The organism is Actinospica robiniae DSM 44927 (assembly GCF_000504285.1).
Taxonomy (GTDB): domain Bacteria; phylum Actinomycetota; class Actinomycetes; order Streptomycetales; family Catenulisporaceae; genus Actinospica; species Actinospica robiniae.
In genome coordinates, this window is record NZ_KI632511.1 from 1,519,792 (window position 1) to 1,543,182 (window position 23,391).

Annotated in this window: 23 protein-coding genes and 5 pseudogenes; 14 read left to right on the forward strand and 14 right to left on the reverse strand. The window is 69.6% G+C overall.

What is annotated here, in order from left to right:
* Positions 1-172 precede the first annotated feature (172 nt).
* The 6 genes from ACTRO_RS06555 (at position 173) to ACTRO_RS06580 (ending at position 5,230) form a co-directional block, all read left to right on the forward strand.
* Positions 173-871: a TnsA-like heteromeric transposase endonuclease subunit gene (locus ACTRO_RS06555; protein ID WP_211244126.1), complete on the forward strand. Its 699-nt coding sequence runs from the start codon at positions 173-175 to the stop codon at positions 869-871.
* A gap of 356 nt (positions 872-1,227) precedes the next feature.
* Complete coding sequence (locus tag ACTRO_RS06560; RefSeq protein WP_034273433.1) at positions 1,228-2,751, forward strand: Mu transposase C-terminal domain-containing protein; 1,524 nt, start codon at positions 1,228-1,230, stop codon at positions 2,749-2,751.
* Positions 2,748-3,740, forward strand: a complete 993-nt coding sequence (locus ACTRO_RS06565) for a TniB family NTP-binding protein (protein WP_034262000.1) — start codon at positions 2,748-2,750, stop codon at positions 3,738-3,740. The genes ACTRO_RS06560 and ACTRO_RS06565 overlap by 4 nt, the downstream gene beginning before the upstream one ends.
* Positions 3,737-4,384 (forward strand): TniQ family protein, encoded by a 648-nt coding sequence (locus tag ACTRO_RS46900; RefSeq protein ID WP_157435864.1) that lies wholly within the window; start codon positions 3,737-3,739, stop codon positions 4,382-4,384. Before ACTRO_RS06565 ends, ACTRO_RS46900 begins: the two co-directional genes overlap by 4 nt.
* A 26-nt stretch (positions 4,385-4,410) precedes the next feature.
* Positions 4,411-4,776: a hypothetical protein gene (locus tag ACTRO_RS06575; RefSeq protein ID WP_051450407.1), complete on the forward strand. Its 366-nt coding sequence runs from the start codon at positions 4,411-4,413 to the stop codon at positions 4,774-4,776.
* Between the two features lie 91 nt (positions 4,777-4,867).
* A complete protein-coding gene (locus ACTRO_RS06580) occupies positions 4,868-5,230 on the forward strand; it encodes a hypothetical protein (protein WP_211244128.1) in 363 nt (120 codons plus the stop codon).
* Between the two features lie 50 nt (positions 5,231-5,280).
* On the opposite strand, the gene ACTRO_RS06585 is transcribed toward ACTRO_RS06580, so the two are convergent.
* The 3 genes from ACTRO_RS06585 to ACTRO_RS06595 all read right to left on the reverse strand — a co-directional run bounded on the left by ACTRO_RS06585 (position 5,281) and on the right by ACTRO_RS06595 (position 7,119).
* Positions 5,281-5,703 carry a hypothetical protein gene (locus ACTRO_RS06585; RefSeq protein WP_051450408.1) on the reverse strand — a complete coding sequence of 141 codons (423 nt, stop codon included), beginning with the start codon at positions 5,701-5,703 and terminating at the stop codon, positions 5,281-5,283.
* Positions 5,704-5,779: 76 nt separating this feature from the next.
* Positions 5,780-6,820 carry a hypothetical protein gene (locus tag ACTRO_RS06590; protein ID WP_034262007.1) on the reverse strand — a complete coding sequence of 347 codons (1,041 nt, stop codon included), beginning with the start codon at positions 6,818-6,820 and terminating at the stop codon, positions 5,780-5,782.
* Entirely contained in the window at positions 6,814-7,119 is a 306-nt protein-coding gene (locus ACTRO_RS06595; RefSeq protein ID WP_051450409.1) for a PadR family transcriptional regulator, read from the reverse strand. The genes ACTRO_RS06590 and ACTRO_RS06595 overlap by 7 nt, the downstream gene beginning before the upstream one ends.
* 99 nt (positions 7,120-7,218) lie before the next feature.
* Between ACTRO_RS06595 and ACTRO_RS45360 the strand changes: the two are divergent.
* Both ACTRO_RS45360 and ACTRO_RS42890 read left to right on the forward strand, forming a co-directional pair.
* Positions 7,219-7,425: pseudogene (locus ACTRO_RS45360) on the forward strand (RNA polymerase subunit sigma-70); the annotation flags it as partial.
* A gap of 2 nt (positions 7,426-7,427) precedes the next feature.
* Positions 7,428-7,985, forward strand: coding sequence for a Clp protease N-terminal domain-containing protein (locus tag ACTRO_RS42890; protein WP_051450410.1), 558 nt, complete (start codon positions 7,428-7,430; stop codon positions 7,983-7,985).
* Between the two features lie 209 nt (positions 7,986-8,194).
* Here ACTRO_RS42890 and ACTRO_RS46905 read toward each other — a convergent pair.
* A pseudogene (locus tag ACTRO_RS46905) lies at positions 8,195-8,517 on the reverse strand (transposase); the annotation flags it as partial.
* Between ACTRO_RS46905 and ACTRO_RS50775 the strand changes: the two are divergent.
* A pseudogene (locus ACTRO_RS50775) lies at positions 8,512-8,857 on the forward strand (zinc-binding dehydrogenase). The pseudogenes ACTRO_RS46905 and ACTRO_RS50775 sit on opposite strands and share 6 nt — an antisense overlap.
* A 333-nt stretch (positions 8,858-9,190) precedes the next feature.
* On the opposite strand, the gene ACTRO_RS06620 reads toward ACTRO_RS50775, so the two are convergent.
* Complete coding sequence (locus ACTRO_RS06620) at positions 9,191-11,632, reverse strand: ATP-binding protein (protein ID WP_169739828.1); 2,442 nt, start codon at positions 11,630-11,632, stop codon at positions 9,191-9,193.
* Between the two features lie 159 nt (positions 11,633-11,791).
* On the opposite strand from ACTRO_RS06620, the gene ACTRO_RS06625 reads away from it, so the two are divergent.
* The 3 genes from ACTRO_RS06625 to ACTRO_RS06645 all read left to right on the forward strand — a co-directional run bounded on the left by ACTRO_RS06625 (position 11,792) and on the right by ACTRO_RS06645 (position 16,002).
* Complete coding sequence (locus ACTRO_RS06625) at positions 11,792-12,934, forward strand: epoxide hydrolase family protein (RefSeq protein WP_034262013.1); 1,143 nt, start codon at positions 11,792-11,794, stop codon at positions 12,932-12,934.
* A 584-nt stretch (positions 12,935-13,518) separates the two neighbouring features.
* On the forward strand, positions 13,519-14,079 hold the full coding sequence (locus ACTRO_RS46910) for a hypothetical protein (RefSeq protein WP_157435866.1): 561 nt from the start codon (positions 13,519-13,521) through the stop codon (positions 14,077-14,079).
* Positions 14,080-14,760: 681 nt separating this feature from the next.
* Entirely contained in the window at positions 14,761-16,002 is a 1,242-nt protein-coding gene (locus tag ACTRO_RS06645) for a PP2C family protein-serine/threonine phosphatase (RefSeq protein WP_034262022.1), read from the forward strand.
* Between the two features lie 269 nt (positions 16,003-16,271).
* Here ACTRO_RS06645 and ACTRO_RS06650 read toward each other — a convergent pair whose 3' ends face one another.
* From ACTRO_RS06650 to ACTRO_RS06660, 4 genes are all read right to left on the reverse strand, one after another.
* On the reverse strand, positions 16,272-18,089 hold the full coding sequence (locus ACTRO_RS06650) for an APC family permease (protein ID WP_034262024.1): 1,818 nt from the start codon (positions 18,087-18,089) through the stop codon (positions 16,272-16,274).
* 151 nt (positions 18,090-18,240) lie between these two features.
* On the reverse strand, positions 18,241-18,582 hold the full coding sequence (locus ACTRO_RS47975) for a fatty acid desaturase family protein (RefSeq protein ID WP_211244130.1): 342 nt from the start codon (positions 18,580-18,582) through the stop codon (positions 18,241-18,243).
* Between the two features lie 227 nt (positions 18,583-18,809).
* On the reverse strand, positions 18,810-18,881 hold the full coding sequence (locus tag ACTRO_RS50780) for a hypothetical protein (RefSeq protein WP_425394875.1): 72 nt from the start codon (positions 18,879-18,881) through the stop codon (positions 18,810-18,812).
* A 161-nt stretch (positions 18,882-19,042) separates the two neighbouring features.
* A complete protein-coding gene (locus ACTRO_RS06660; RefSeq protein WP_063627931.1) occupies positions 19,043-19,417 on the reverse strand; it encodes a helix-turn-helix transcriptional regulator in 375 nt (124 codons plus the stop codon).
* Between the two features lie 341 nt (positions 19,418-19,758).
* Between ACTRO_RS06660 and ACTRO_RS48685 the strand changes: the two genes are divergently transcribed.
* A complete protein-coding gene (locus ACTRO_RS48685; protein WP_211244131.1) occupies positions 19,759-19,998 on the forward strand; it encodes a lipopolysaccharide assembly protein LapA domain-containing protein in 240 nt (79 codons plus the stop codon).
* Positions 19,999-20,578: 580 nt separating this feature from the next.
* On the forward strand, positions 20,579-20,764 hold the full coding sequence (locus ACTRO_RS06670; RefSeq protein ID WP_034262029.1) for a CsbD family protein: 186 nt from the start codon (positions 20,579-20,581) through the stop codon (positions 20,762-20,764).
* Between the two features lie 39 nt (positions 20,765-20,803).
* Here ACTRO_RS06670 and ACTRO_RS50785 read toward each other — a convergent pair.
* The 5 genes and pseudogenes from ACTRO_RS50785 to ACTRO_RS49495 all read right to left on the reverse strand — a co-directional run bounded on the left by ACTRO_RS50785 (position 20,804) and on the right by ACTRO_RS49495 (position 23,324).
* Positions 20,804-21,131: pseudogene (locus ACTRO_RS50785) on the reverse strand (gas vesicle protein K).
* Between the two features lie 26 nt (positions 21,132-21,157).
* Positions 21,158-21,358: a gas vesicle protein GvpJ gene (locus ACTRO_RS06675; RefSeq protein WP_034273455.1), complete on the reverse strand. Its 201-nt coding sequence runs from the start codon at positions 21,356-21,358 to the stop codon at positions 21,158-21,160.
* Between the two features lie 119 nt (positions 21,359-21,477).
* Positions 21,478-22,236, reverse strand: a complete 759-nt coding sequence (locus ACTRO_RS06680) for a GvpL/GvpF family gas vesicle protein (protein WP_063627932.1) — start codon at positions 22,234-22,236, stop codon at positions 21,478-21,480.
* 72 nt (positions 22,237-22,308) lie between these two features.
* Positions 22,309-22,696 (reverse strand): annotated as a pseudogene (locus ACTRO_RS50790) (gas vesicle protein).
* Positions 22,683-23,324: an SRPBCC family protein gene (locus ACTRO_RS49495; RefSeq protein ID WP_051450412.1), complete on the reverse strand. Its 642-nt coding sequence runs from the start codon at positions 23,322-23,324 to the stop codon at positions 22,683-22,685. The pseudogene ACTRO_RS50790 and the gene ACTRO_RS49495 overlap by 14 nt, the downstream one beginning before the upstream one ends.
* Between the last annotated feature and the right edge of the window lie 67 nt (positions 23,325-23,391).

The window sequence follows — 23,391 nt, forward strand, 5'->3', positions numbered from 1 at the left end:
CCACGAACACAGCTCCGGGTGTCCGCTGTCATCCAATCGGGGCGTTTGACAGCGAAACTAGCCGTTTTGGCTTCTACGTCAGCGAATCTAGTCGTGTGGGTCGGCGCGCTGGAGGTGCTGGGTGGCTGTGCTGGCGGGAGTGGATACTGGGCTCTACTTTGAGCTCTCGCACATGGATCTCGTGCTCGGCCGCAGGCGGCGCCCGTTGCCGGAGTGCGTGACGGTCCGTTTCGAGAGCGTGCCCCCGGTGCGGGGGTTCCGCTGGTCTCGCGGGGACCGCCATTTCTCGGGCTGGTACTGGTCGGCGACCGTTGGCCGTCACGTCGGTTTCGAGTCCTGGCTGGAACGGGACCGGTTGCTCCTGCTCGACTTCGATCCGCTGGTGGTCGGGATCTCGTCGCAGCCGTTCTGGCTGCATTGGCACGATGGCGACCGAGAACGACGCCACGCGCCCGACTACTTCGTGCGTTTCTCGGGCGGGTCGGCGGCCGTCGTCGATGTCCGTGCCGATGACCGGATCGAGCCGAAAGACGCCGCCGCGTTCGAGATGACGCGCCTGGCGTGTGCGCAGATGGGTTGGGAGTTCCAACGGCTGGGGGCGCCGGATGCGGCGCTGGTGGCGAATGTGCGGTGGCTCTCGAGGTACCGGCACCCGCGGTGCCTGCGTCGGGAGGCTGCCGCCCGGCTGCGCGAGGTGTTCGCCGAACCGACCGCGCTGCTGCGTGGAGCTGATCGGGCCGGGGATCGGCTGGAGACGCTGCCGACGTTGTTCCACCTGCTGTGGGGACAGGAGTTGTCCGTCGAGGATCTGTCTGCGCAGTTGTTGGGGCCGAGCACGCTCGTGCGCCTGTCCCGGGCCGGTGCGCGGTGAACGATGTGGAGCGGAGGGTGCCGCCCACAGCGCGGTTGGCGGAGTTCCCGAAGCCAGCGGCGGACCGGGCCCGCTGGTGGGAGGCCCACATCCTGGAGGTGCTGCGCGGGCTTCCACCGGATGCGCCCGACGGTGCCGCGCCGCGCCCGCAATTTGATCCCCGGGAGCACTCGCTGGCCCAACGCGAGCGTGCCAAGGCTGCCGAGTTGAGCGCGGCCGGGCATCGGGTGACTGCCAGCGGGATCAAGCAGCGACGTCAGCGCTACCAGCGTGAGGGCCTGATCGGTCTGGTCGATGGACGTAGCGCCAAGCAGATGCCCGTATACGGGCGTAGCGACCCTGTGGTGGTCGAGGCGATGCGGCAGGCGATCGCGGAGAGCGCCGACGCATCCTCGAAGACCATCGGTTTCACCGTCTGGCGGGCCCGGCAGATCCTGGCCGAACGCGCGGGCGAGGAAGCCATGGATGTCCCCACCCAGCGCAAGCTCTACCGGCTCTTCGCCAAGCTGGCCGTCGGTAGCCACACCACCGGCTCGGCCCGCACCCGACGTTCCGTCGCCCTCAGGCCGCCCGGCCCGTTCGGCGAGGCTCCGGCCGGTGCGCCGGGCGAGGTGATGCAGATCGACTCCACCCCGTTGGACGTCCTGGTCCGCTTGGATGATGGAATCGCGGAGAAGGTCGAGTTGACCGCGCTGGTCGACATCGCGACCAGGTCGATCACCGCGGCGGTGCTGCGGCCGACGACCAAAGCAGCCGATGCCTCGGTGCTGCTGGCCCGCAGCGTCACGCCGGAGACCATGCGGCCGGGCTGGCCGGAGGCGTTGCGGATGTCGCGTTCGGTCCTGCCGCATCGACGGCTACTGACACTGGACGAAAGACTCGAACATGCGGCCGCGAGGCCGGTGATCGTGCCGGAGACGATCGTCTGCGACCACGGCAAGGCGTTCATTTCCCACAACTTCCGTGCCTCATGCCGGTATCTCGGCATCAACCTGCAACCTGCGCACAAGGCGACCCCGACCGACAAGGGAACGATCGAGAAGACGCTGGCCTCCGTGGCCACGCTGTTCGCTCAGTTCGCCGCCGGCTATACGGGCAGAAGCGCGGACCGCCGCGGACAGCACCTGCAGGACGGCCCGCTGTGGTCGCTGCCTGAGTTGCAGGAACTGCTCGATGAGTGGGTCATCGCCGTGTGGCAGGTCAGGCCGCATGATGCGCTGCGCGACCCGGACTCGCCTGGGAGGGCGTTCACCCCCAACGAGAAGTACGCGGCGTTGCTCTCCTCTTGTGGCTACGTCCCGCTCCCGCTGAGCGGCGAGGACTACATCGAACTGCTGCCCGAACGCTGGCAGGCGATCAACTCCTACGGCATCCGGATCAAGCACCGCACCTACGACGGCCGCGAACTGAATCCTCTGCGCCGTCAACACTCCGGGGTCACCGAGAAGAAGGGGTTATGGGAAATCCACCATGATCCATACGACGTCACTCGGGTGTGGGTGCGCGACCGGCGTGCGGGCCGGTGGATCACCGTGTACTGGAAGCACCTGCACCGCGTCGGTGTTCCGTTCGGGGAGATGGCCTGGGACCGGGCTGTGCAGCAGGTGCCGGATGGCACCGAAGCGCAGATCGCCGACGCCGCAGCCGCTCTGCTCCAGCGCGCCCACGCCGGCCCCAGCCAGAATGCCGAGGCTGCGGGCAAGCGCTCACGGCGCGACCGGCGCATCGCCGCACGCACCCGAGCCGCTCCGACCAGTTCTCAGATCCCTGACCCGCCGACCATCGAAGAGACCGGAAGCGAACCCGCCGACGACACATTGGCCCCAGTCATCCCGCTAGGCCTGTTCGACCCGCTCGAAGACCCCTGGAGGCGCCCGTGACCATCGTCGATCCGGCCACCAAGCCGACGGCCGACGCCGCCGGCCAGCATCTGAGCACCCTCGCCGGATGGCGTCGATCCCTCGCCGACCCGCCGCCGATGCCGAGCCCGGCCGACGATGACGAATCGCGTCTCGAACATCACGCCCGGCTGCTGGTGGTGGCCACCTCCACGGTCCGCCACACCGTCACCTGCGGGCGCAGACTGGTGCTGCTCAACCGCCACGCGATCAGCGCCCGCCGCGGCCTGATCGTCTCCGGGCCGGCCGGGACCGGCAAGACCATCGCCATCACCCAGCTCGGCCGTTCCCACGAACTGCTGGACCAGGCCCGCCACCCGCATGTGGCGGACCGCATCCCGGTTCTCTACATCACCGTTCCGCCCGCCGCGACCGCCCGCATGATCGCGGCGGAGTTCGCCCGCTTCCTCGGCCTTCCCATCAGGGCCCGCTCGAACATGACCGACATCATCGAAGCCGTCGTCGGCGTGTGCACCGACGCGCGAACCGGGCTGGTCCTGGTCGACGAGCTTCACAACATCTCGCTGGCCACCAGGGCCGGGGCGGAAGTCTCCGACACTCTGAAGTACTTCTCCGAACGCATCCCGGCCACCTTCATCTACGCCGGCATCGACGTCGAGGACTCCGACCTGCTCTCCGGAACCCGCGGTGCCCAGATCGCCGGCCGATTCACCCTGATCCCCTCTCGCCCGTTCCCCTACAACGAGGAATGGAAAGGGCTGGTCGCCACCATGGAAGACACCCTCCGGCTGCGCGATCACCGCCCCGGCACCCTCACCGGCCTGGACCGGTTCCTTCACGACCACACCGGCGGCATGATCGGCGCTTTATCCCACGCCATCCGCGGAGCCGCGATCGACGCGATCCTCACCGGCACCGAGAAGATCACCAAGAAGAGCCTCCAGACGATCCCGCTGGACCACACCGCCCAGTCCACCGCCTCGCTCGCCACCAAGACCGCCACCCGGTGAACGCCCCCACGACGTATCAGGCCCCGCTGGCCCCGCTGCCGATGAACGTCCGGCCGCACCTCGGGGAGAGCGCTGCCTCCTATATCCGGCGGCTGGCCCGCGCCAACCACCTCAAACCCAGCGAACTGCACGAGATACTCACCGGCCCGGGCAGCTCCACCGTATCGATCCGCCCCGAACGCCTCGCCGCCCTCGCCAGCCGTCCGATCGAAGACCTGGCACGGGCTCTGCCCGACCTCCTACCGCCACCGCCCCCACGCCCTCGCCCTCGCCCACGTGCATCCCGCTCCCACCGGCCAGCGCGACCAGACCCCACGAAAATCGACCAACTGGTGCTCTACTCCGCGATCCGCGCCGACGCACAGCGCGGATACCCGCTGCGCCTGCTCGCCGCCCGGCACCACGTCCACCGCCGCACCGTCCGATCCGCCCTGGCCGCGCTCAGCCCACAACGACGGCAGGTGCACTCGCGCTTTACCCGGATGCTCGATCACACGCGCGAGCGCATCGACGCACTGCTCGACCAAGGCCTCACGGCCCGCGAGATCTGGTGCCGCATCCTCGACGAACACGACACCCCGATCGGATACGTCAGCATCTGCAGCTACATCACCCGCAAGCGCAAGAACGCTCCGACCGCATAGCGGCCACGATAAAAAGGACACGCTCGATGCTCACCCCGGAGGAAGTCGCCACCGCGAAGCAGATGCAGGCCCGCGGCTGGAAGATCTCGGTGATCGCCCGCCACCTCCACCACGATCGCAGAACCGTCCGCGACTACCTGACCGGGCAACGCCTCCCAGGCGTTCGCCACGCTGGCCCTGATCCCTTGGACCCGTTCGCCGGGTACTGCCAACGGCGTTTCGCCGACGACCCGCATCTCCAGGCATCCACCCTCTTCGAAGAACTGGTCGAGCTCGGCTACCCGGGCGCCTACTCCACCTTCACCCGAGCCCTTCGCCGCCAAGACCTTCGGCCCCACTGCCACATCTGCACCAGCTCCGATCAGCCGAAACCGGAGAACAGGGAGCAATAAAACCAGAGCCCTGCTTTACTGTGGGCCCGGCTCAGACCGTCAACGGCGAAACTGTTCCGCCTCCCGCCGATCACTCCGCTAACCTGGCCGCATGTGCAGGTACGCAGAGACCCCCTACAAGGTCCACTACGTGTGCCTCCCATGCCGCAGCACCAGCAAACACCCTTGGGACGGCGCGAACCACCTCTGCCCGCGATGCCGCAACCCCATGATCTTCGCCGGCCACGACTTCTCCGCACCCAGACGGCGAGACGCCTCCGGCTGGACCGCCGTGGCCGCGGTGCTCACCGCGGGACTGCGCTACGAGGGCTTCGAAACCTGCGGTTGCTCACGCGACCCGGAATTCCGCCCCCGCACCAGCGCACAGGTACGCCAGCGGCGCCGACTCGCCACACGGCGCGGCATCCCGGAAGCGGACCTCCTTGCCTCGCGCGATCCCTACGACCCCGTCTGACTGCCCGCCGCCACCGCGGCCGACCACCTTCCCCAATCTTGACAACGAAGTCAGTCGACGCAGGTCAGAGCACTATCGCAGGCTAACTTCATTGTCCAAGGACAGCAACGAGCCGAGCGGGCCGCAGAACGCGGGCTCGGCGGCGAGGCGGCGAACTCCTCGGGCAGACCCTCGATCAGGCCCGGCCACAACGCCAGCGGATCCGACCGATACGGGCTCATCCCGGACTCGTGATCGAACCCGTAGGCCCACGCACCGCCGTGCGTGAACACAAGCGCGTATTCATCGCCGGACCCGTTGTGCATGGACGCCGTCTGCTGCCCCGGTGCCCACGCGGCATCGAAGGAGGAATACCGAAACTCCCACTCTGGGCTCAGGATCGGATCGAGCGCGGCCATCACGCGGCAGCGGTCCCGGACCACCTCGACGTCAGGCAGGCGGGCGATCAGTTCATGGACCGACACGCCGCACATCCAACCTCATCCGCCCGCTCGGCCACCATGAGCAGGCCGGCCTCCGGGGAAGCAGGCCGTCCGGGTTCTCCGTCTGTCATGGCGCGGCCGAGCCGTCAGGGCTCTCGCCGCCTGCGGGTGCCGGGCGTCGGGCACGTATCGCGCTAAGACACAGGGCGATCGCGAGCAGTCCGCCAAGAAGCAGAACCGCGACATACGGGTCCTGAATCTCATCTCTGCTCTGAGCCAGGTCGTCGGCTCGGGACAAGGCGACCGGCACGAGGTCCGGGATCGAAGCGGCCGGCCCGTAAGCGGCCAGGGCGGTGAGCGACTCGACGGCCGCCAGCGCGGCGAAAGCTCCCGCGCACAGCCCTGCGACCAGACCGTCCCTCGCCCGGGCACGCGGCTGACGGCCGCTCGGTGCCAGAACGCCGGCCACGATCATGGCCCCGGCGGTCAGCGCGAACAGCGGGCCCGTGCCCGTCGGCATCGGACGGGCCGTAGCCAGCACCACCGTCCAGATCGCCGCGGCACCGCCGCCGGCTCCGGCGCCGATCGCCAAGACCCGGGCGGGAACGGCGTCCCGACGCGCCGTCGCGCGTACGGTGACGGTGAGAAAAGCCAGCAGATAGCCTGCCGCGACGGCCGCGTAGATCGGTACGCCCACCGCTGCCTGCTCGCCCGGATTGCCGTTCGAAGCGACCGACACGGCGCTGCCGAGCACGAGCGCGCCGACCAGCAGGCAGCCGCCCGCACGCACCAGGCGCGGCGCCCACCCCGGGCCCACCGGCCCAAGCGCGCCCGGCCGCCGACCCCACCAGACCACCATCAGCAGCATCGCGACCGTGGCGAGCACCGCCCAGCGCAACGGCGCGTAGCCGATCGTCCGAGACCACCACGCGGCCGCCGCCAAGGCGCCGAGCATCATCGCCGGGTAGCCGAGCGTACGCAGCACCGCCGGACGGGTCAGGGCCACCCGCAGGCATCCGAACGCGAAACGCCACCGGGCGGCCGGGGTCTCCAGAGCGGCCAGTTCGGCGCGCATCGCGTGGCCCCACTCGGCGCGCTCCCGGGGAAACAGCGCCACCGCTGCACCCAGGATCCAGCCGGCCGCATCCCGGCTGGGCCGCGTCACCACGCACCACGCAGCGTGGCGCGGCCGGGGCCGTCTCCTTCCGTCGCCGGCACGACGGGAGAAGCCTCGGGCTCAGGCAATACGAGCTCTGCGGCCATCTCCCGGCCCGAGTCGGTCAGCCGGTACAGGTGGCGCGGCGGGCGCCCCGGTGACGGCTCGTCCTCCCAGCTAGCCTCCACCAACCCCCGGTCGCTGAGCCGGATCAGGATCGGGTAGAGCGAGCCCGCCTTCAAGCCGACCTCACGGCCGAGCTCGTAGCCGTAACGCCACCTCGACGGTTCGGCGGCGAGAGCATGGAGCACCGCAGTGGTCTGAGGCGATGGCCTGCGGATGCGGCGAGAGCGGGGATCCCGAGTCACACAGTAACTCTATCTAAGTAGAGAATTCGCTGACAACCCCTCACCGGGGCCGCCGAGGACGCCGCCAGCTGCGACCCCGATGTCGGGCTACGTGCCGTGGCCGCGCTACGCGCGCTCACCGAGCGCCTTGAGATCCTGCAAGTCGACGACGTGCGCCGGCTGGGCTGGTCTTGGCAACAGATCGCGGCGCGATTGGGCGTGACCAAGCAGATCGTGCACCGCAAGCACGGCCCGAGAATTCGGGGATGAAAATGACAGGACGCATAGACGGCGAAGCGCGCGCGGCAGTGATGCTTGCGCAAGCTCAGGCGCGCAGCCTGGGCCAGAGATTCATCGGCTGCGAGCACCTGCTCTACGGATTGGCCGGGGCCGGCGACCGCGTCGGGAGCACGTTGCGGGAACACGGCGTGACTCCGGACGACGTCGGGAGGCAAATTCTAGTGTCATTTCCCGGCGGTACCGCCGCGGCGACCGCCCCGGGCGACCTCGACGCCGTCCGCGCGCGCCTCGAGGACGCCTTCGGCCCCGGCAGCCTCGATCGTCCGACCCACCGCTCCCGACGCTCGTGGTTCACGCGCCGCCCCGGCCGCCGGGCCCCGAGCGGCCACCTGCCCGTCACCCGCCAAGCACGGTCGTGTCTGGAGTGTGCGGTCGCGAGCGCCGCAACGGCAGACCCGGCTGCCGCGCCGGACACCGCAGAACTCGTCAAAACCCTGCTCCACTCACCCGCCAGCGCACTGCGCGCCGTCCTGGCCGGCCTCGGTGTCTCGCTTCCGCGACTGGCCGCGGAGATCGAGCAGCTCGGATAGTGCCACATCAGCGGGCTGGCAAGCCGTGGGTACAGGAAGGGATGCAGACGGCTGAGGAGCCTGATGGCTCGGTGTCAGATCGGTTTGAGGGACACGCGACGCGCGACGGGGCGGCGCGATTTCTCGCCGCCTCGGCACAATGAACCGCCAAGGGGCGGTCACGTCCACGGTGGTGGTGTAAGGCCACCGGTTGATCCGTGGTCACTAGTTTATGCGGCGAGGGGCACGAGGGCCGTCTCTGTGCCCTGAATTCCCTCGATCGTGTGAGCGCTTCCGACCTTGCGACACCGTTCGAGGACTTCGGCGCCCATGTAGCGGCGCTGTTCGGTCCACTCGTCGGACTGCTCGGCCGGCACGGCGCCGACCAGGCGCAGGATCGCGTCGCGGTCGGGGAAGATCCGGACGACGTCGGTGCGTCGGCGATCTCCTTGTTCAGCCGCTCCTGCGGGTTGTTCGACCACACCTGACGCCACACCTCCCTGGGGTAGGCGGCGAAGGCGAGCAGGTCCTCGCGGGCGTGCTCGAGGTGCTCTCAGACGAAGCCGCCCGGGTCGACGTCGTCATCGACGCGATCGGCGGCGACTACGGCCCGCGCTCCTTGACGGTGTTGCGGCCGGGCGGAATTCTGCTCAGCATCTCGGGAACCGGATCCGACCGGCGCGTCAAACCTGACGATGCCGCTGCGCTCGGACTGCGCTACACGGAATTCGGATACCGTCCCTCGGGCGCGGATCTCGACCGCATCGCCGAGCTTGTCACCTCCGGAGCGCTCCGCGTCCACATCGACGTTCCGCCTGGAAGAGGCGGCCGAGGCACACCGACTCGGCGAGACCGGCCGTGTCCGGGGCAAGACAGTGCTCGCCGTGCACTGACCCTGGTTTGTCAGTCGGGGATGTAGTGGTACAGGCCTTGGCCTGCTTCGACGGCTTGCATCAGGGCTTGTAGCCGTGCGGGTGGTGGTGGCTGTGACCGGGCCCGCCGCCAGCGCTGTGGTGCGACGCAGGGGTGAGCAGGCGGGACCTGCCCTAGTGCCCGGGGCCGGTCGCCGGTCGCCGGTCGCCGGGACAGGGGTCGCACGGGCCCCCTCTCCGCGGCCGGCGTCCGGTTCCGGTGGATCAGATTCCTCTGGCGGGCCTGGTGGCGGCGGGTTCGTGAACAGGACCAGGTGATCGGCATCCTGGACACGGAGTCAACGGCGCCGGTCGTCACGGATCCAGGCCGGTTTCGGGGATCTGCAGGCCGGCGAGCAGATCGCGGGCGATGGCGTGCTGCGCCGGGGCGGCTGCGGGGTCGGTGAGGGCCAGGACCGCGGCGATTCCGCGGCGCGCGAAGGCCTCGTGGTAGGTGTTACGCCGGGCGATCGCCATGTCCAGCGATTCCCGGTAGCAGTCCATGGCGGGTCCGAGGTGCCCGGCGGCGAGGTGGACCCGACCGCGCAGGTTCAGGATGTAGTTGTCCGCGCCCTCGGCCTGCGCGGCGGCGGCCTCCGCGAAGTCCAAGTGCGTGACCTGCTCGCCCCTGCGCAGTTGGACGGTCGCGAGCCGGTAGTGGGCATGCGGCTCGAAGGCGCGGTGCCCGGTCTCCCGGGTCAGGGCAAGCATGTGCCGGAAGTGCTCGTCGGCCTCGTCGAGCCGGTCGGCGCGCAGCGCCAGGAGGCCGAGCGTGCAGTGGCACAGCGTCAGCGGGTATCGGCCGTCCGGCTCCTGGCTCAGCAGCAGCGCCTCGCGGGCGTGCGCGGCGGCCTCCCGGTCTCGGCCGAGCATGGCCAGCGCGTAGCCGAGTGACGCGATGGACATGGCGTTGCCGCCGGCCTCGCCGTATTGCCTGCGCAACGCCGCGGCCTGCTCGTAGACGGGCAACGAGGCGGCGTAGTCGCAGTTGGCGAAGTCGATGAACGCGATGTTGTGCAGCGCGACCACCTCGGCCTGCCGATCGCCGGCCGCGCGGGCGAACTCGAGTGCGCGGCTGAGCTCCGCCCGTGCCCCGCCCCGGTCCCCGGCACTGGTCCGCAGGTTTCCGCGGCTTCGGTGCAGCCGTGCCAACGCCACCGGGTCTCCGAGCCGTTGCGCGGCGGCGAGGCCGATGCGCACGATCTCGGCGATCTCGGCGGACCCGGGCCGGATCTGCAGGTAGCCGATCATGATCTGGCTCAGGGCCGAGGCATGGCGGTCGCGCCCGGATTCGTAAGCCAGGCGGATGGCGGCGGCCAGGTTGGCGGCCTCGGCATCCAGCCAGTCCAGCGCGTCGGCGGTGCCCGTGATCGGGGGAAGAGGGCCACTGGGGCAGCCGGGCGGCTCCACCCGCCATATCTGCGTGGACAGGTGCGCCCCGGCGAGAACGGCGACGTGCACGTAGTAGTCCAGCAGCCGGACCATGGCGGCCTCCCGCTGTGCCGCGGGGTCGGTGGCCACCGCGGTGTGCCTGGCGTAGTCGCGCAGTAAGTCATGGAATTGATATGCATCGGGACGGCGCTGGTGCAGCAGGTGGGCATCCAGCAGCTGCGCGAGCAGCCCGTCGGCGGTCTCCAGGGTGACGGCGGCGAGCGAGGCGGCCGCGAACCGGTCGATCTCGGCTCCAGGGGCGAGGGCCAGCAGCCGGAACATCCGCCGGCCCTCGGCGTCCATGCGGCGATAGGACAGGCCGAACGCGCCGGCCACACCGCGCTGGCCGGTCTCCAGGGTGGGCAGCCTGCGCTGTTCGTCGCGCAGCAGTTGGGCCAGATGCTCCAGCGTCCAGGCCGGCCGGTGCCGCAGCCGCGCGGCGGCGAGCCGGATTCCCAACGGCAGGCAGCCGCACAGCCGCACCACCTCTGCGCCGACTTCGCGCTCGCCGGTCTCGCCGAGCGCGGAGGCGAACATCGCGGCAGCCTCAGGCTCGGACAGCACGTCCAGCGACAGGTTGCGGGCACCGTCGAGGTCGATCAGACGCCCTCGGCTGGTGACGATGGCCCGGCAGCCCGGCGCCCCGGGAAGCAGGGGAAGAACCTGGGCGGCGCCTGCGGCGTTGTCCAGCACGACCAGTACCCGCCGGCCGGCCAGTTCGGCCCGCCAGCGTGCGACGGCCGCCTGCTCGTCGCGCTCGTCCTGCGGCATCTCGGCGTCCGGTACGCCCACGCCGGTCAGCAGGATCCGCAGCGCTCTGACCGGTTGGAGCGGTTCGTATCCCGGCGTATACCCGTGTAGGTCCAAGAAGAGCAGGCCGTCGGGGTAGCGCTCGGCGAGTCGGTGGGCGACGTGCACGGCGAGCGTGGTCTTTCCGACCCCCGCCATCCCGTCGATCGCGTCCACCGTCCCGTCGGCGCCGTCGAGCAGCAGCCGCACGGAATCGTCCCGGCCGGTGAAGTCCGGCACGTCAAACGGGAGCCGGTTGTTCCTCGTCGTCCGCGGCCGGGGTGTACGCGCGCGGTCCCACAGCGGCAGCAACTCGCCCGGATCGCGGCGAACCAGCCGACACAGGGCCACGACCACGGGCCACGGCGGCAGCAACCGCCCGGACAGGTAGCGGGACAGGGACGAGTCACTGACGAAGATCAGCGACTCCAGTTCTTTCAGGCTCTTTCCGGACAACTCGCGCATGAGCCGCAACTCGCCGGCCAGCGCAGCTCCGGGTTCGCTCGCCCCACCCTCGAACCGCCCCGTCCTCGTCACGTCCCACAGCATCCCACGACCATGTCGATGGTCTTACATTCGGCCTGGTGAAGGGGCTGCTTCCGGACGGGGCATCCCGCACACGCCGCGAAACGGCCGCGAGGGCCACGCCGCGCTCCATGCTGTGGGCAGTTCCCACCCCACCGATCTGGAGCAGTGATGACCCACGCCGCCATCCGCGCCTTCTCCGTCGACATCTCCCAAGCGGACCTCGACGACCTGCACGACCGGCTGACCCGTACCCGCTGGAGCGGCGAACTGCCCGGCATCGGCTGGGCCCGCGGCGTGCCCGCGGACTATCTCAAAGCCCTGGCCGAGTACTGGTCGGCCGGCTATGACTGGCGCAAGGCCGAGGCGCGGCTGAACGAGTTCCCGCAATTCACCACCGAGATCGACGGGCAGGAGATCCACTTCCTGCATGTCCGCTCGCCGCACCCGGACGCCACCGCCCTCGTGCTGCTGCACGAGTGGCCGACCTCCGTGGCCGCCTTCATCGACATGATCGCCCCGCTCGCCGATCCGACGGACCCGGCCGACGCGTTTCACGTGATCATCCCGTCGCTGCCCGGGATCGCCTTCTCCGGTCCACTCGCCGGTCCGGGCTGGACCTACGCCCGCACCGCCGGAGCGATCACCGCGTTGATGAGCCGGCTCGGCTACGACGGCTACGGTGTGCAGGGCGCCGGCGGCGGCGCGTTCATCGCCGCCGAGATGGGCCGCCGCGAACCGCAGCACGTCCTCGGCATTCATGTCAATGCCCTGCTGGCCTTCCCGTCAGGGGACCCGTCCGACTTCGCCGGGCTCACACAGGCCGAGCGGCACCGGGTCGAACGCCTGCAGAACTTTCGCGAGGACATGATGGGCTTCGCGCAGGTCCAGTCGACCCGGCCGCAGACGTTGGCCTACGCCCTGCACGACTCCCCGGTCGGGCAGCTCGCCTGGATCGTGGAGAAGTTCAAGGAATGGACCGACCCGGCCGGCGAGCTGCCGGAAGACGCCGTCGACCGAGACGCCATCCTGACGAATGTCAGCCTGTACTGGTTCACCGGCACGGCAGGCTCGTCCGCTCACCTCTACTACGAGAACGCACACGACGTGAACGCGTGGAGCGCCAAAGCCCGCGGCACCGTCCCCACCGGCGTGGCGGTGGCCGCCGCCGACATCACGGTCCGCCGCTTCGCCGACCGGGACCACAACGTCACCCACTGGACCGAACTCGCCAGTGGCGGCGCCTTCCTGTCTCTCGAACAGCCGGACCTCCTGGTCGAGGACATCCGGGCCTTCTTCCGAACCCTCCGCTGAGTCTGCTCGGCCTCGGGTCGCTCACCGCTAGCTCGCTGTAGAAATCTGCCCCAGCGCTCGCCTGGCCGCATCGCCGACATGCCCACGGGCAACCGAGTACGTGGGCACGCCGACGCCGTGCCAGCCGAACGCTGGAACCGATTGCTCATCCAGCGAATTTCCGGATCGGGACACGAGCCGACTGCACCGGAGAGCCCCGCCGGGAAGGCTGCGGGCAACGGAATCGGGCCATCGCGCAAAGAGGATCTCTGCGCGATGCCTCGTGTGCCGTTTGTCCGGCCCCCGACCGGCCCCGACCGGCGGATCGTGGATCACCTTCCCGTGCTCTCCTAGCGCAGCATCCCCCGCCGGAAGCTAGCCTGACGGTTGGAGAGAATAAACGGACCCAAACGGACGACCCGAGTGCCGGAATGCGATGTCGCCGAGAGCGACTACACCGTCGTCAACCGGTCCGGAGCCGAGTAGCCCGGGCATCATCCAGTACTACACTACCTGCTCGCCCACGACGCCTTCCGGCTGCGCCGCCTGCGGTGGGTCATGGAGACGTCGATGCTCAACCGTGGCCGGCCAAACACCACGCCACCGTGACGAAGACGGCCACCCCCTTCAAGCGAACCGTCACCTCGCACGGGAAGCGGACCTGCTTCGAGGCCGGGATCGAGCGGATCGGCAGGGAACCACTGGTCGAACGATTCGGGGCCATCCCGCTCAAGCGCCACATGAACGCGGCCGCGTTCGACCGCGTCTCCTCCGGCCCCAGGTACCCAGTGAAGAAGCTCGTCAAGCGGCTCCGGGCTGGGAAATGCGAGCTCTGCCAGCACGTCGACCGGGCCGTGAACCACGACCCCAGATCAACCGACACCCTCTCAGGATCCACACTCGTCTTCGACCACGACCGGAGGGTCGGCGCCGCGGGCGTGTCGGATAGGCAAAGGCATCGCGAAGCAGTCGCTCCCCTCTACCAAACGGCCGGCGTGCGAGTAGCACCTCCGGACGCGGTCGCGCCAGTGGCACACAGCGGGGACGGCGTCTCGGATGCGGCGCGAATCCGGGAGCTGGAGCGGGAGCTGCGCGAAGCGCGTCAAGAGGCTGATTTCCAAAAACGTATCGATGGGCCCCTACGGGTCCGCACGGGCGCGCAATGAGAATCCGGCCGCGCACGTTGCGTCCGTGCGCCGATGCCGTAGGGGCGCGTCGCCGGCGACGATCGTGGTGGGTGTCGTCCGGCGGACGTCGGTGCCGCGTGGTACTACGAGTCCGAAAGAATATGACGCTGGGGCTTGAGGGATTGCTGACTGCTGCCGCGAGCGCGTATCTCACACTCTTTATTGGAAGGCCCCTTCGGGTGGCACCCGCTGTAAGATAAGCAGATCCTGAACGCAGGCCGCGGTGGATGTCTTGGTGACCCGGTGCGCGGGTCTCGATGTACACCGCGACACCGTGGTGGCCACGGTGCGCTCGCCTGGGAAACGCAGGGGCATGCGGGCGCAGGAGACCCGGACGTATCCCACGACCCAGACATGCCGCGTTCGGAGTAATGAGCTCCTCCGGCTGGTCGACCGCGACATCCTGTACGCGTTTAAGGCTCGTGTCTGGAACCGTGCGTATGACGAGATCGGGTGAACGGGTCTTCGAGTGGATCTGCCGTGACCGCCAGGGCGGGCCCGAGCGTACCGGGACCTGTATCGGCTCCGTGATACCCGGTCACCGGGCCGGCTCCGCAGAGCCGCTGGGTTCGAACCGGGTGAGGGCGCGGAACGGTGCCTCGGAACCGGCCGCGCGGCAGCCGGGATCGGCTCCGGCAGGCATCGAAAAAGGAAGCGGCGATGGCGCGGGATGAACAGTGGCCTGACAAGGCCATGGTGGACCGGTCCGAAGGGTTCGGCGAGCGGCTGCTCGGGGTGCTGCTGGACCGGGCGCACGAGATGCCCCCGGCGCTGATCGCCACGCTGGTCGCCGAAGAGGTTGCCAGGGTGGGCGGGCGCGACGTCTCGATTCTGCTGCAGGACTACGGCCAGCGGATGCTGGTGCCGCTGCCGGGCAGGCGGCTGACCGTCGGCGCACCCGAGCCGATCGGCGACTCCCCCGCCGGCACCGCCTTCCTGCACGCGACCCCCGTGGAGGTCCCGGAGGCCGACGGCGTCCGGCTGTACCTGCCGCTGCTCGACGGCAGCGACCAGGTGGGGGTGATGGCCCTGACCCTGGACGCCGTCGACGACGACGACCGACGACTGCTGCGCCGCCTCGCCGGCCTGGTCGCCGACACCATCGTCACCAAGCACAGCTACACCGACCGCTTCTTCCAGGCCCGGCGCCGCGAACCGATGAGCCTGGCCGCCGAGATCCAGTGGTCCCTGCTGCCCCCGCTGGCGATGACCGTCCCCCAGGCCAAGGTCGCCGGAATCCTCGAACCCGCCTACAAAGTCGCCGGAGACAGCTTCGACTACGCCCTCAACGACGACCTCCTGCACATCGCCATGATCGACGCGATGGGCCACGGCCTGGACGCCGCCACGATGGCGACCGTCGCCATCGGCGCCTACCGGCACGCCCGACGCTCCGATATCGGACTGGCCGAGATCTACGCGTTCATGGACCGGGCCATCGCCGAGCAGTTCGGCCCCGACCACTTCGTGACGGCGCAGATGATGATCCTGGACATCGCCACCGGCCGTCTGCAATGGGTCAACGCGGGCCACCCCGCACCCCTGCTGATCCGCGACCACGAGGTGCTCGGGAAACTCGAGAGCCCGACCACCCTCCCGGTCGGCTTCGGCGGCGAACAACCCCGGATCAGCGAGCAGACCCTGCACCCCGGCGACCGCGTGCTCTGCTTCACCGACGGCCTGATCGAAGAACACGAAACCGGCGAAGAACAGTTCGGCGAGGAACAACTCATCAGCTGGATCAACCGCACCGAGCACGCGGAGAAAGGAGTGCGCGCGGTCGTACGCGCCCTCTCCCACGCCCTGATGCACCAACGCGGCGGCACGACCAGCGACGACGCGACCTTACTCATGATCGAGTGGCGCGGGGGCGTCGCCGACCACCTCGCCACCCTGGACTAAGCCGCAGGCCGCCGCACGATCAGGGTCCATGGGGCGACGGCTGCGGCGAGGCCGAGACGCGGCCACGTGCGCCGTCGGGGGAGCCGCGCGGCGGGAGCGCGGCGGCGGACAGTGCGCATCCGTGGCCGTGGCGGGCTTCTTCGGCCCGGGCGCGCACCGAGCACCGGATGGCCGAGTGTGTCCGCCGGACGGGTGAGTGGTCAGACCCCGTAGCCGGCTCCCGAACCGAGCCTCCAGGCCCGTCCCGGCCTCCCTTACCTCGAGGCCGTTCACCGGCTGGTCAGCCGGTAGGGCAGGGTGCACACGAGGACGTCGGTCCGTGCGCGCAGCACGGTGGCGAGCAGGAGTCCGCGCTGGTTCTGCAGGATCCGGTAGCGGCGGGCGCGGGGTTCGACTTCGGGGATCAGGACGGCGATCTGCCGCCCGTCCTGCTGGGCGCGGCGGACGTAGGCGAGGATCGGGTGCACGAGCGAGCGGTGCGGGCTCTCGACGATCTCCAGGCGCACCCCGGGATTCCACTGGTCCCACGCGTCGCGGAACCGTGCGCTACGCTCGGACTCGAGGTGGATGCTCACGGCCACGACCTCGTCGCCGAGCGAGAGCGCGGCCGTCAGAGCGTACTCGGTGAGCCTGCTGATCTCCCCGACCGGCACGATCACCAGGCTCCGGGTGGCGTGCGGGCGGCCCGGGACGATGCCGAGGCCGAGCTCGCTCCCCACGACCCGGTAGTAGCTCTGCACCCGCGCGAACAACAGCATCAGCGCGGGTACCGCGATCACGACCAGCCAGGCGCCCTCGGTGAACTTGGTGGCGACGAACACGATCGCGGCGATCGCGGTCAAAAACGCCCCGGTGCCGTTCAGGACCGCTCGCCGAGCCCAACCGCGCGGGCGCTGGCGGTACCAGTGGCGCAGCAGGCCGGCCTGGCTGATGGTGAACCCGATGAACACCCCGATCGCGTAGAGCGGGATGAGCCGGCTGGTGGCCGCGTCGACGGCGATCAGCAGGACGGCGGCGAGCGAGGCGAGGACGAGGACACCGACCCGGTAGACCGGCCGTTCCGCACGCAGGGCGAACAGGTGCGGCAGACGGTGGTCCCTGGCCAGCAGGCTCATCAGCACCGGCAGACCGCCGAAACTGGTGTTCGCGGCGAGGGCGAGCACGAGGGCGACGAGGATGTTCGTCGCGGAGTACGCCCAGCCGTCCCCGAACGAACCCGCGGTGGCCTGGGCCAGCACCGTCACCCCGGTACGCGGCGCGATGTGCTCGCGCACCACCAGCACCGCGAGCCCGATCAGCATCGGCCCGAGCAGCACCCCGAGCACGAGTTCGGTGCGCTGGGCGCGTTGGGCCCGGGGCTCGCGGAAGGACGGGACGCCGTTGGCGATCGCCTCGATACCCGTCAGCGCGGAACAGCCGGCCGCGAACGCCTTGAGGACCAACAGCACGCCCAGGGACTCGGTGATCCGGATCGGCGCGGCGGCCCCGACCACCGCGGCCGGGTGCGCGCGCACGACCCCGACCACGATGACACCGAAGATCGCGCAGACGAACACCACCATCGGGAGCATCAAGAACCTGGCGCTCTCGGCGATGCCCCACAGGTTCACGACGGTCAGCAGGACCAGACCGACCAGAGCGACCTCGAGCAGGCGCGGTGCCAGAACCGGGAAGGCCGAGGCGAGGCTCCCCGCGCCCGCCGCGAGGCTGACGGCGACCGTCAGCACATAGTCCACCACCAGGCTCGCCGCGGCCAACAGGCTGACCGTGGCACCGAGATCCTGCTTCCCGACCGCGTACGCACCGCCGCCGTCCGGATGCACCGCGATGACCTGGCAGTACGAGGCCACGAGCACGGCCAGCAGGCCGGCGATGGCCAGCGCGATCGGCAGGGACAGGTGCAGCGCGGAAGAACCGGCGCCCACCAGCACCAGCAGCATCGCCTCCGGGCCGTACGCCACAGAACTGAGCGCGTCGAGCGAGAGCGCGGCCAGCCCGCCGAAGCTGGTCAGATGATCCTTGCCGCCCTCCCCGTGGCGCAGCGGCACCCGCGGTGCCACCCGCCGCGGCGCCGTCGAAAGACCCATACGGCTCTCCCGCTCAGTAGACCAGCGACGGACGAGGGCGGCGCGCTCGGATGTCGGTGGCGCCGGAGGTCATGCGGGCGACCGCATGGGCATCATCGACGGTACCGCCCGGCGCGCCCGTCGGCATCCGCGGCGCACCGCCCCGGGCTGTTCAGCCCGCCTCGTCGAGGACGCGTGAGCCGATGACGCCCATCGCGTCGAGGCGCCGCACGGCCTGGCGGTAGGAGTCGAACAGTCCACACTCGCGATACGGCATGCCGATCCGGGCGCAGTAGGCCCGTACCAGCGGCCTGGCGCGTTTCAAGTTGGCCCGGGGCATGCTCGGGAATCGGCCCAGGCCGTGCCTGCTCGCGGCCGCCTGCATGGTGAAGGCCAGTGCGCCGGCGTCCACGTCGGGGTCGCGGCCGGGCTCGTCGGGGTGCGCGTGGTGCCGGTTGTGCTTCTCGTTCCACCAGCCGTAGCTCAGCCCCACCAATGTATTGGCATGGATCACGTCGACCACGGCGTTCGCGCGCGTAGCCTGCCGGGATCTGTCCGTGCCCCGCGGCCGATGAATCCGAGTTGTCCGAAGACCACGGCCGGATAGACGGCCACCGCCGGCTGCCACCAGGAATCGCCCACCAGCGCGAACGCCGCCCCCGCCGGCTCCCAAGGCGAGAACCGTCGAGGCTATCTTCGCCGTGGAGTACCAGGGGCGGCCTTCCGGCAGGCCGGCCGATCTCACCTGCCCCGGCTGATCCGGCCCCGGGCCGCGTCCAGCACGGCGACGAGCGGGGGAAGCTCCGCGCCCAGATCGCGCGGGCGCGGCCACTACGCGCCGTCGACCATGCCTGAATGCTCGGTGCGGGGCTTGAGGGAGTTCGGACCGACGGCGGCAAGAAGTGCTCCTGCTGCGGCCGGATGCTGACGATGGTCACGATGCGGACCCGTCCCTGGGTTGTCGAACCCGGATCTCATGACCCGCCCGAGACGATGCCGCCTTTGACGGCGGTCTTCGAGATGCCGTCGGTAACAGCCGGCCCACCCCCCGGCCGGTCAGTATGCCGTTCGCCGCGGTGTCCGAGCAGGACGGCCAGGACATCGCCGACCGCGGGTTCCCGGCTGCCTGGTTCGAGCAGCGGGAGGTGTGCCTGGATCTGGTAGCGGTTGCGTCGCCCGTCCTTCTCCTTGATCACGTATCCGGCCGCGGTCAGATCGGTGACGATGCCGTACGCGCTGCGCTCGGTCAGCCCGAGACTGACCGCGATCTCACGCAGCCGTACACCCGGGTCGCGCGCGATGCACAGCAGGACCCGGGCGTGATTGGTCAGGAAGCTCCAGTTCTCCACAGATACAGGCTAACATATTCTAGAAACTCATTGCTAGTTTCTTGTTTCCGAGGTAGGTTGGAAACAAGGCGCCGGGAGGATCGACCGCAGACGGCGGCCAGGCTCCCGGGCCACCTTGGGGGAAGCACGCGAGGCGGCACAGGCCCCGGCTCCCCCGCTTTCAAGGGAATCCCCTCATGACCGACCAACTGACCCCCGAAGCACCCACCGTCCCGCCGCGATCCGTGGACGGCAGCACCGTCCGACCCCCGCCGACGCCCCCGACCGCACCGACGCCCGCACCCCAGGCACCTGCCGAACCGTCTGCACCCGCGAGACCGGCACGAACGAGGACCAGCAGCGTGCGGATCGCACTGATCGCCGGCACGCTCGCCCTCGCCGCGGTGCTGATCTTCATCATCCAGAACACCAGCGGCGTGAGCATCAACTTCCTCGGCGCGCACCTGCACGTGTCACTAGCCGTCGCCATACTCCTCGGCGCCGTCGCAGGCGCATTGATCATGGCCGGCGCGGGAACCGCCCGGATCACTCAGCTACGGCGGAACATCCGCCGCGAACGACGCGACTCACGCGACCGGTAACCAGCCCGCAGCAGTCGGACCCGACACCCGGTCGGTCGCCTCAAACCCGCGAGCCGGGAGGAGATGGTGAGGTGACTGCGATGGGCCGGTCTCGTCCCGGCGGGCGGAAAGAGCACGCCCGGATGATCCCGGGCGGGCTCTGACATCGCCGTCGAGAAGAGTTCACACGCGGTCACAGGAGAACTCGACGACTCCAGCCCGCCGGAGCGCACCGCAGCACTGACCGACTGCGAGTCAATCGGCGGCCACACCCCACTCGGGCACAAAGCGCGCTCCCCACCTGCCCCTCGCCGTTCCCCCTCGACCAATCATCGCTCTTCTTGCTCGCATCCGTCATCATCGCCCTGATCGGCCTCCGACTCCCCGCGCCGCACCGCGCTCGACGAAACAGCAATCGACCGCGTAGAAGCCGTCGTCACCCGGTGAGCTCACCACACCCGGCCGCGACCTCGGCCTCGCGGCACTGCGGCCGGGGTGTATCCGCGTGAAAATCAGCCCGGGTATTCGGGGTTCAGCAGTTCGATCATGGGCACTGGCCGATGGTGGCCAAAGCAGGCAAATCAGCCGAAGGAGTCTCGCCATGAGCACGATGGACAAGGCCAAGAACGCAGCCGAGAAGGCCAAGGGAAAGGTCAAGGAGTACGCCGGTCAGGCGAAGGGCGACAAGCGGATGGAAACCGAGGGCAAGGGCGACCAGGCCAAGGGCGGTGTCAAGCAGGCCGGCGAGAAAATGAAGGACGCGGCCAAGGACACCACGGGGCACTGAGCCGCACCGAACTACTCGGAATCGCCGGAGGGGCGGCGTCTACCAATCCTTGGAGAGCAGAGTGCCGAGGGGGCCCAAATCGAGGCCGAGGTCCTCGCGATCGGACGCCGTGCCGCTCGCGCAGTTCGCCCATGCGCTGATCCAGCAGCATGAGCGCGGTGCCCAGTTGCTCCTCTTTCTCGGGAGCGAGATCGCCACGGTCAAGCCGCCGGATCGCCTGTCGTTCCATGAGTTGCCGCAGCAACTCGACGACGGTGAGCACTAGGCAGGCCAGGTCCCGGGCCGGTGCCGACGGATCGAGATCCACGCGGGCGCTCGGCCGCGACCCGGCCTCTTTCGCCGTGGTCGCCTCGAGCGCCCCGACCATGCTGGTCAGCGCATCGGTCGTGTTGGTCACAGCGGACCTCCGTTGTCCCACGGCGCGGGCACACTGTCGCTGACGGAGGCGAGCAAGGCCCGCAGCGAAAGGCGGACGAGAGGGACCTCCGCTAGAGCGATCACGAGGTCCCCCTCGACGACCACGCCGGTGGCCAGGACCCGATCCAGGAGGTCCACCAAGGGCACTCCGATCGGAGCGGCGCTGTCCGGGCCGATCCACGCGGCGGTCCGGTCGCCCGCACTCGTCCACGGCGCCGCCCTGGTCGATGTGGCCGGGATGCTGCCCGCAACCGGTGTCATTGGTCTGCGTCCCACTGGACGAACGAGTAAGGCACTCACGGCCCGGACACTTCGATCTCGACGAGGTCGGCGCGGGCCCTTAAGCCGGCGACCGCGTCACGCAGTTGCTCGGCGCGGCGTCCGTCCACCAGGTAGGCGCCGTTGAGGATCTGAGAACGGTGCCGGCCGGTCACCTGCGTGCCGTGCAGGCGTCGGTGAGCCGCGTCCTTCGCCAACGACGCGAGTGTCTCATCGATGCGGGCGGCTTCGGCCACGGCCGCGGCCTCCCTGTCTTGTTGACGTTGTCGGCGCGCGCGAACGCGGTCGAGGTACGCCCGGCCCGCACCGTGCGCCGACTGCATCGATTCACTTCCGCTGCGGTCACGCTCGTCGGGGGCGTCGGGGCCGGTGGCGCCCTGCGTCAAATGGACCTTCACCGCCCATTCCGCGTTTCCGCGAAGTCGGTCGAGCAGAACGCGGAACTGTCCGGCCCGGGCCGAGAGCGTGGCCAGCGCACGGGTGCGATCGGTGAAAAGGGTCGCGAGCGGGAGCGGGACGACGGCGCCGCCCACCGCCGCCGCAGTCACCAGGGCGTCATGCGTTCGTGCGCCGATCTCCAGATGAGCGGGATCGGCGAGCCGTTCGCGCAGCGCCTCCTCGCCGAAGTCCGCGACAGGCACCTGCTGCGCGAGCGCCCGCAGCCCCGCCCCTCCGGCCAGCGAGAGCTGGTACAGGTCCGATCCGCCCTCGTATCCGGCGCAAGCCGCGGGCAGCGAGCCGCCCGCGTCCTGGATCGCGAATACGCACGTCAACATGACCGACGTCGGTATCGGGCAACGAGAGGGCGGCCGCCTGGTCTTCAGGTGCCCGCGCTTGCGCGGCGATGGTCATGACCGTGCCTTTCCCACCGCGGTACGGCGGCGAGGCGCGCGAACCTCGTCGTCGGACCGGCCTGCGAGCTGTTCGAGATGCGCGATGCGATCGAGCAGTTCGCGCCGCCCGGCTTCGCGCCCCGGAGGAGGAGAGCGCGGGGTCCGTCTCCCACCAGTCGATCCCTGCTTTGCGCGCCGTTTCGACCGAGGAGATGAACAGCCGCAGCCGGATCGTCAGAAGCTCGATGTCCAGCAGATCGATCTTCACGTCCCCGACGACCACGATGCCCTTGTCCAGTACGCGCTCCAGCACGTCGGCGAGGCTCGCGGTCGCCGGAGCCGCCCAGGGGGACGGATCGCGGTCGGTGCGGTTCTCCCGGAGGCCCGGCTCAGCGCCGGTCATCCTCTTCCTCGTCTCCCTCTGCGTCCTCCTCGTCGTCGTCCTCGTCTTCCTCGTCTTCCTCCTCGTCGTACTCGTCCTCGTCGTCTTCGTCCTCGTAGTCGTCCTCGGGCTCCTCCGCGCCCTCGTCGTACTCGTCCTCGTACTCCTCGTCCTCCGGACGCTCGTCGTCCTCGAGGCCCTCCTCGTGCGACCGCACCACTTCACCGTCGCGGATCTCGCCCCGCCAGCCCTCGAGGTCCTCGTCGGCGTGCAGGGTCACCTGGCGGGCGAAGTGCTTGAGGTCGAGCCGCAGACGCCGCCCCTGCGCCCGCCAGATGTTGCCGGTCTTCTCGAAGAAGCCCGAAGGCGTGTACTCGACGACGACCACGATCCGGGTCAGGCTCGGGGCCAGTTCATGGAAGGTGACGACGCCCTCGGTGCTGCCCTTCGCCCCTTCGGAGGTCCATCTGATGCGGTCGTCCGGGATCTGCTCCTGGACGGTCGCGGTCCAGCTGCGGTTCGACCACATGATCTTCGCGCGCCACGACGTGGTGACGTCGTCCTTCTTGTCGACGCCCTGCACGCCCTTGGTGAACGTGCCGAACTCCTGGAGTTCGCTCCACTGGTCATAGACCGTGCGGATCGGCACGGGAACGTCGACGGACTCGATGATGTTGACCGACTTGACGTTCCCGGCGCCGCCGCTGTGCGCGCCG

Bases quoted from the DNA above. Each gene is read 5' to 3' on its own strand.
- ACTRO_RS06555 (WP_211244126.1), top strand. From the start codon at position 173: ATGGATCTCGTGCTCGGCCGCAGGCGGCGCCCGTTGCCGGAGTGCGTG.
- ACTRO_RS06560 (WP_034273433.1), top strand. From the start codon at position 1,228: ATGCGGCAGGCGATCGCGGAGAGCGCCGACGCATCCTCGAAGACCATC.
- ACTRO_RS06575 (WP_051450407.1), top strand. From the start codon at position 4,411: ATGCTCACCCCGGAGGAAGTCGCCACCGCGAAGCAGATGCAGGCCCGC.
- ACTRO_RS06580 (WP_211244128.1), top strand. From the start codon at position 4,868: ATGTGCAGGTACGCAGAGACCCCCTACAAGGTCCACTACGTGTGCCTC.
- ACTRO_RS06585 (WP_051450408.1), bottom strand. From the start codon at position 5,703: ATGTGCGGCGTGTCGGTCCATGAACTGATCGCCCGCCTGCCTGACGTC.
- ACTRO_RS42890 (WP_051450410.1), top strand. From the start codon at position 7,428: ATGACAGGACGCATAGACGGCGAAGCGCGCGCGGCAGTGATGCTTGCG.
- ACTRO_RS06625 (WP_034262013.1), top strand. From the start codon at position 11,792: ATGACCCACGCCGCCATCCGCGCCTTCTCCGTCGACATCTCCCAAGCG.
- ACTRO_RS06645 (WP_034262022.1), top strand. From the start codon at position 14,761: ATGGCGCGGGATGAACAGTGGCCTGACAAGGCCATGGTGGACCGGTCC.
- ACTRO_RS06650 (WP_034262024.1), bottom strand. From the start codon at position 18,089: ATGGGTCTTTCGACGGCGCCGCGGCGGGTGGCACCGCGGGTGCCGCTG.
- ACTRO_RS06670 (WP_034262029.1), top strand. From the start codon at position 20,579: ATGAGCACGATGGACAAGGCCAAGAACGCAGCCGAGAAGGCCAAGGGA.
- ACTRO_RS06680 (WP_063627932.1), bottom strand. From the start codon at position 22,236: ATGTTGACGTGCGTATTCGCGATCCAGGACGCGGGCGGCTCGCTGCCC.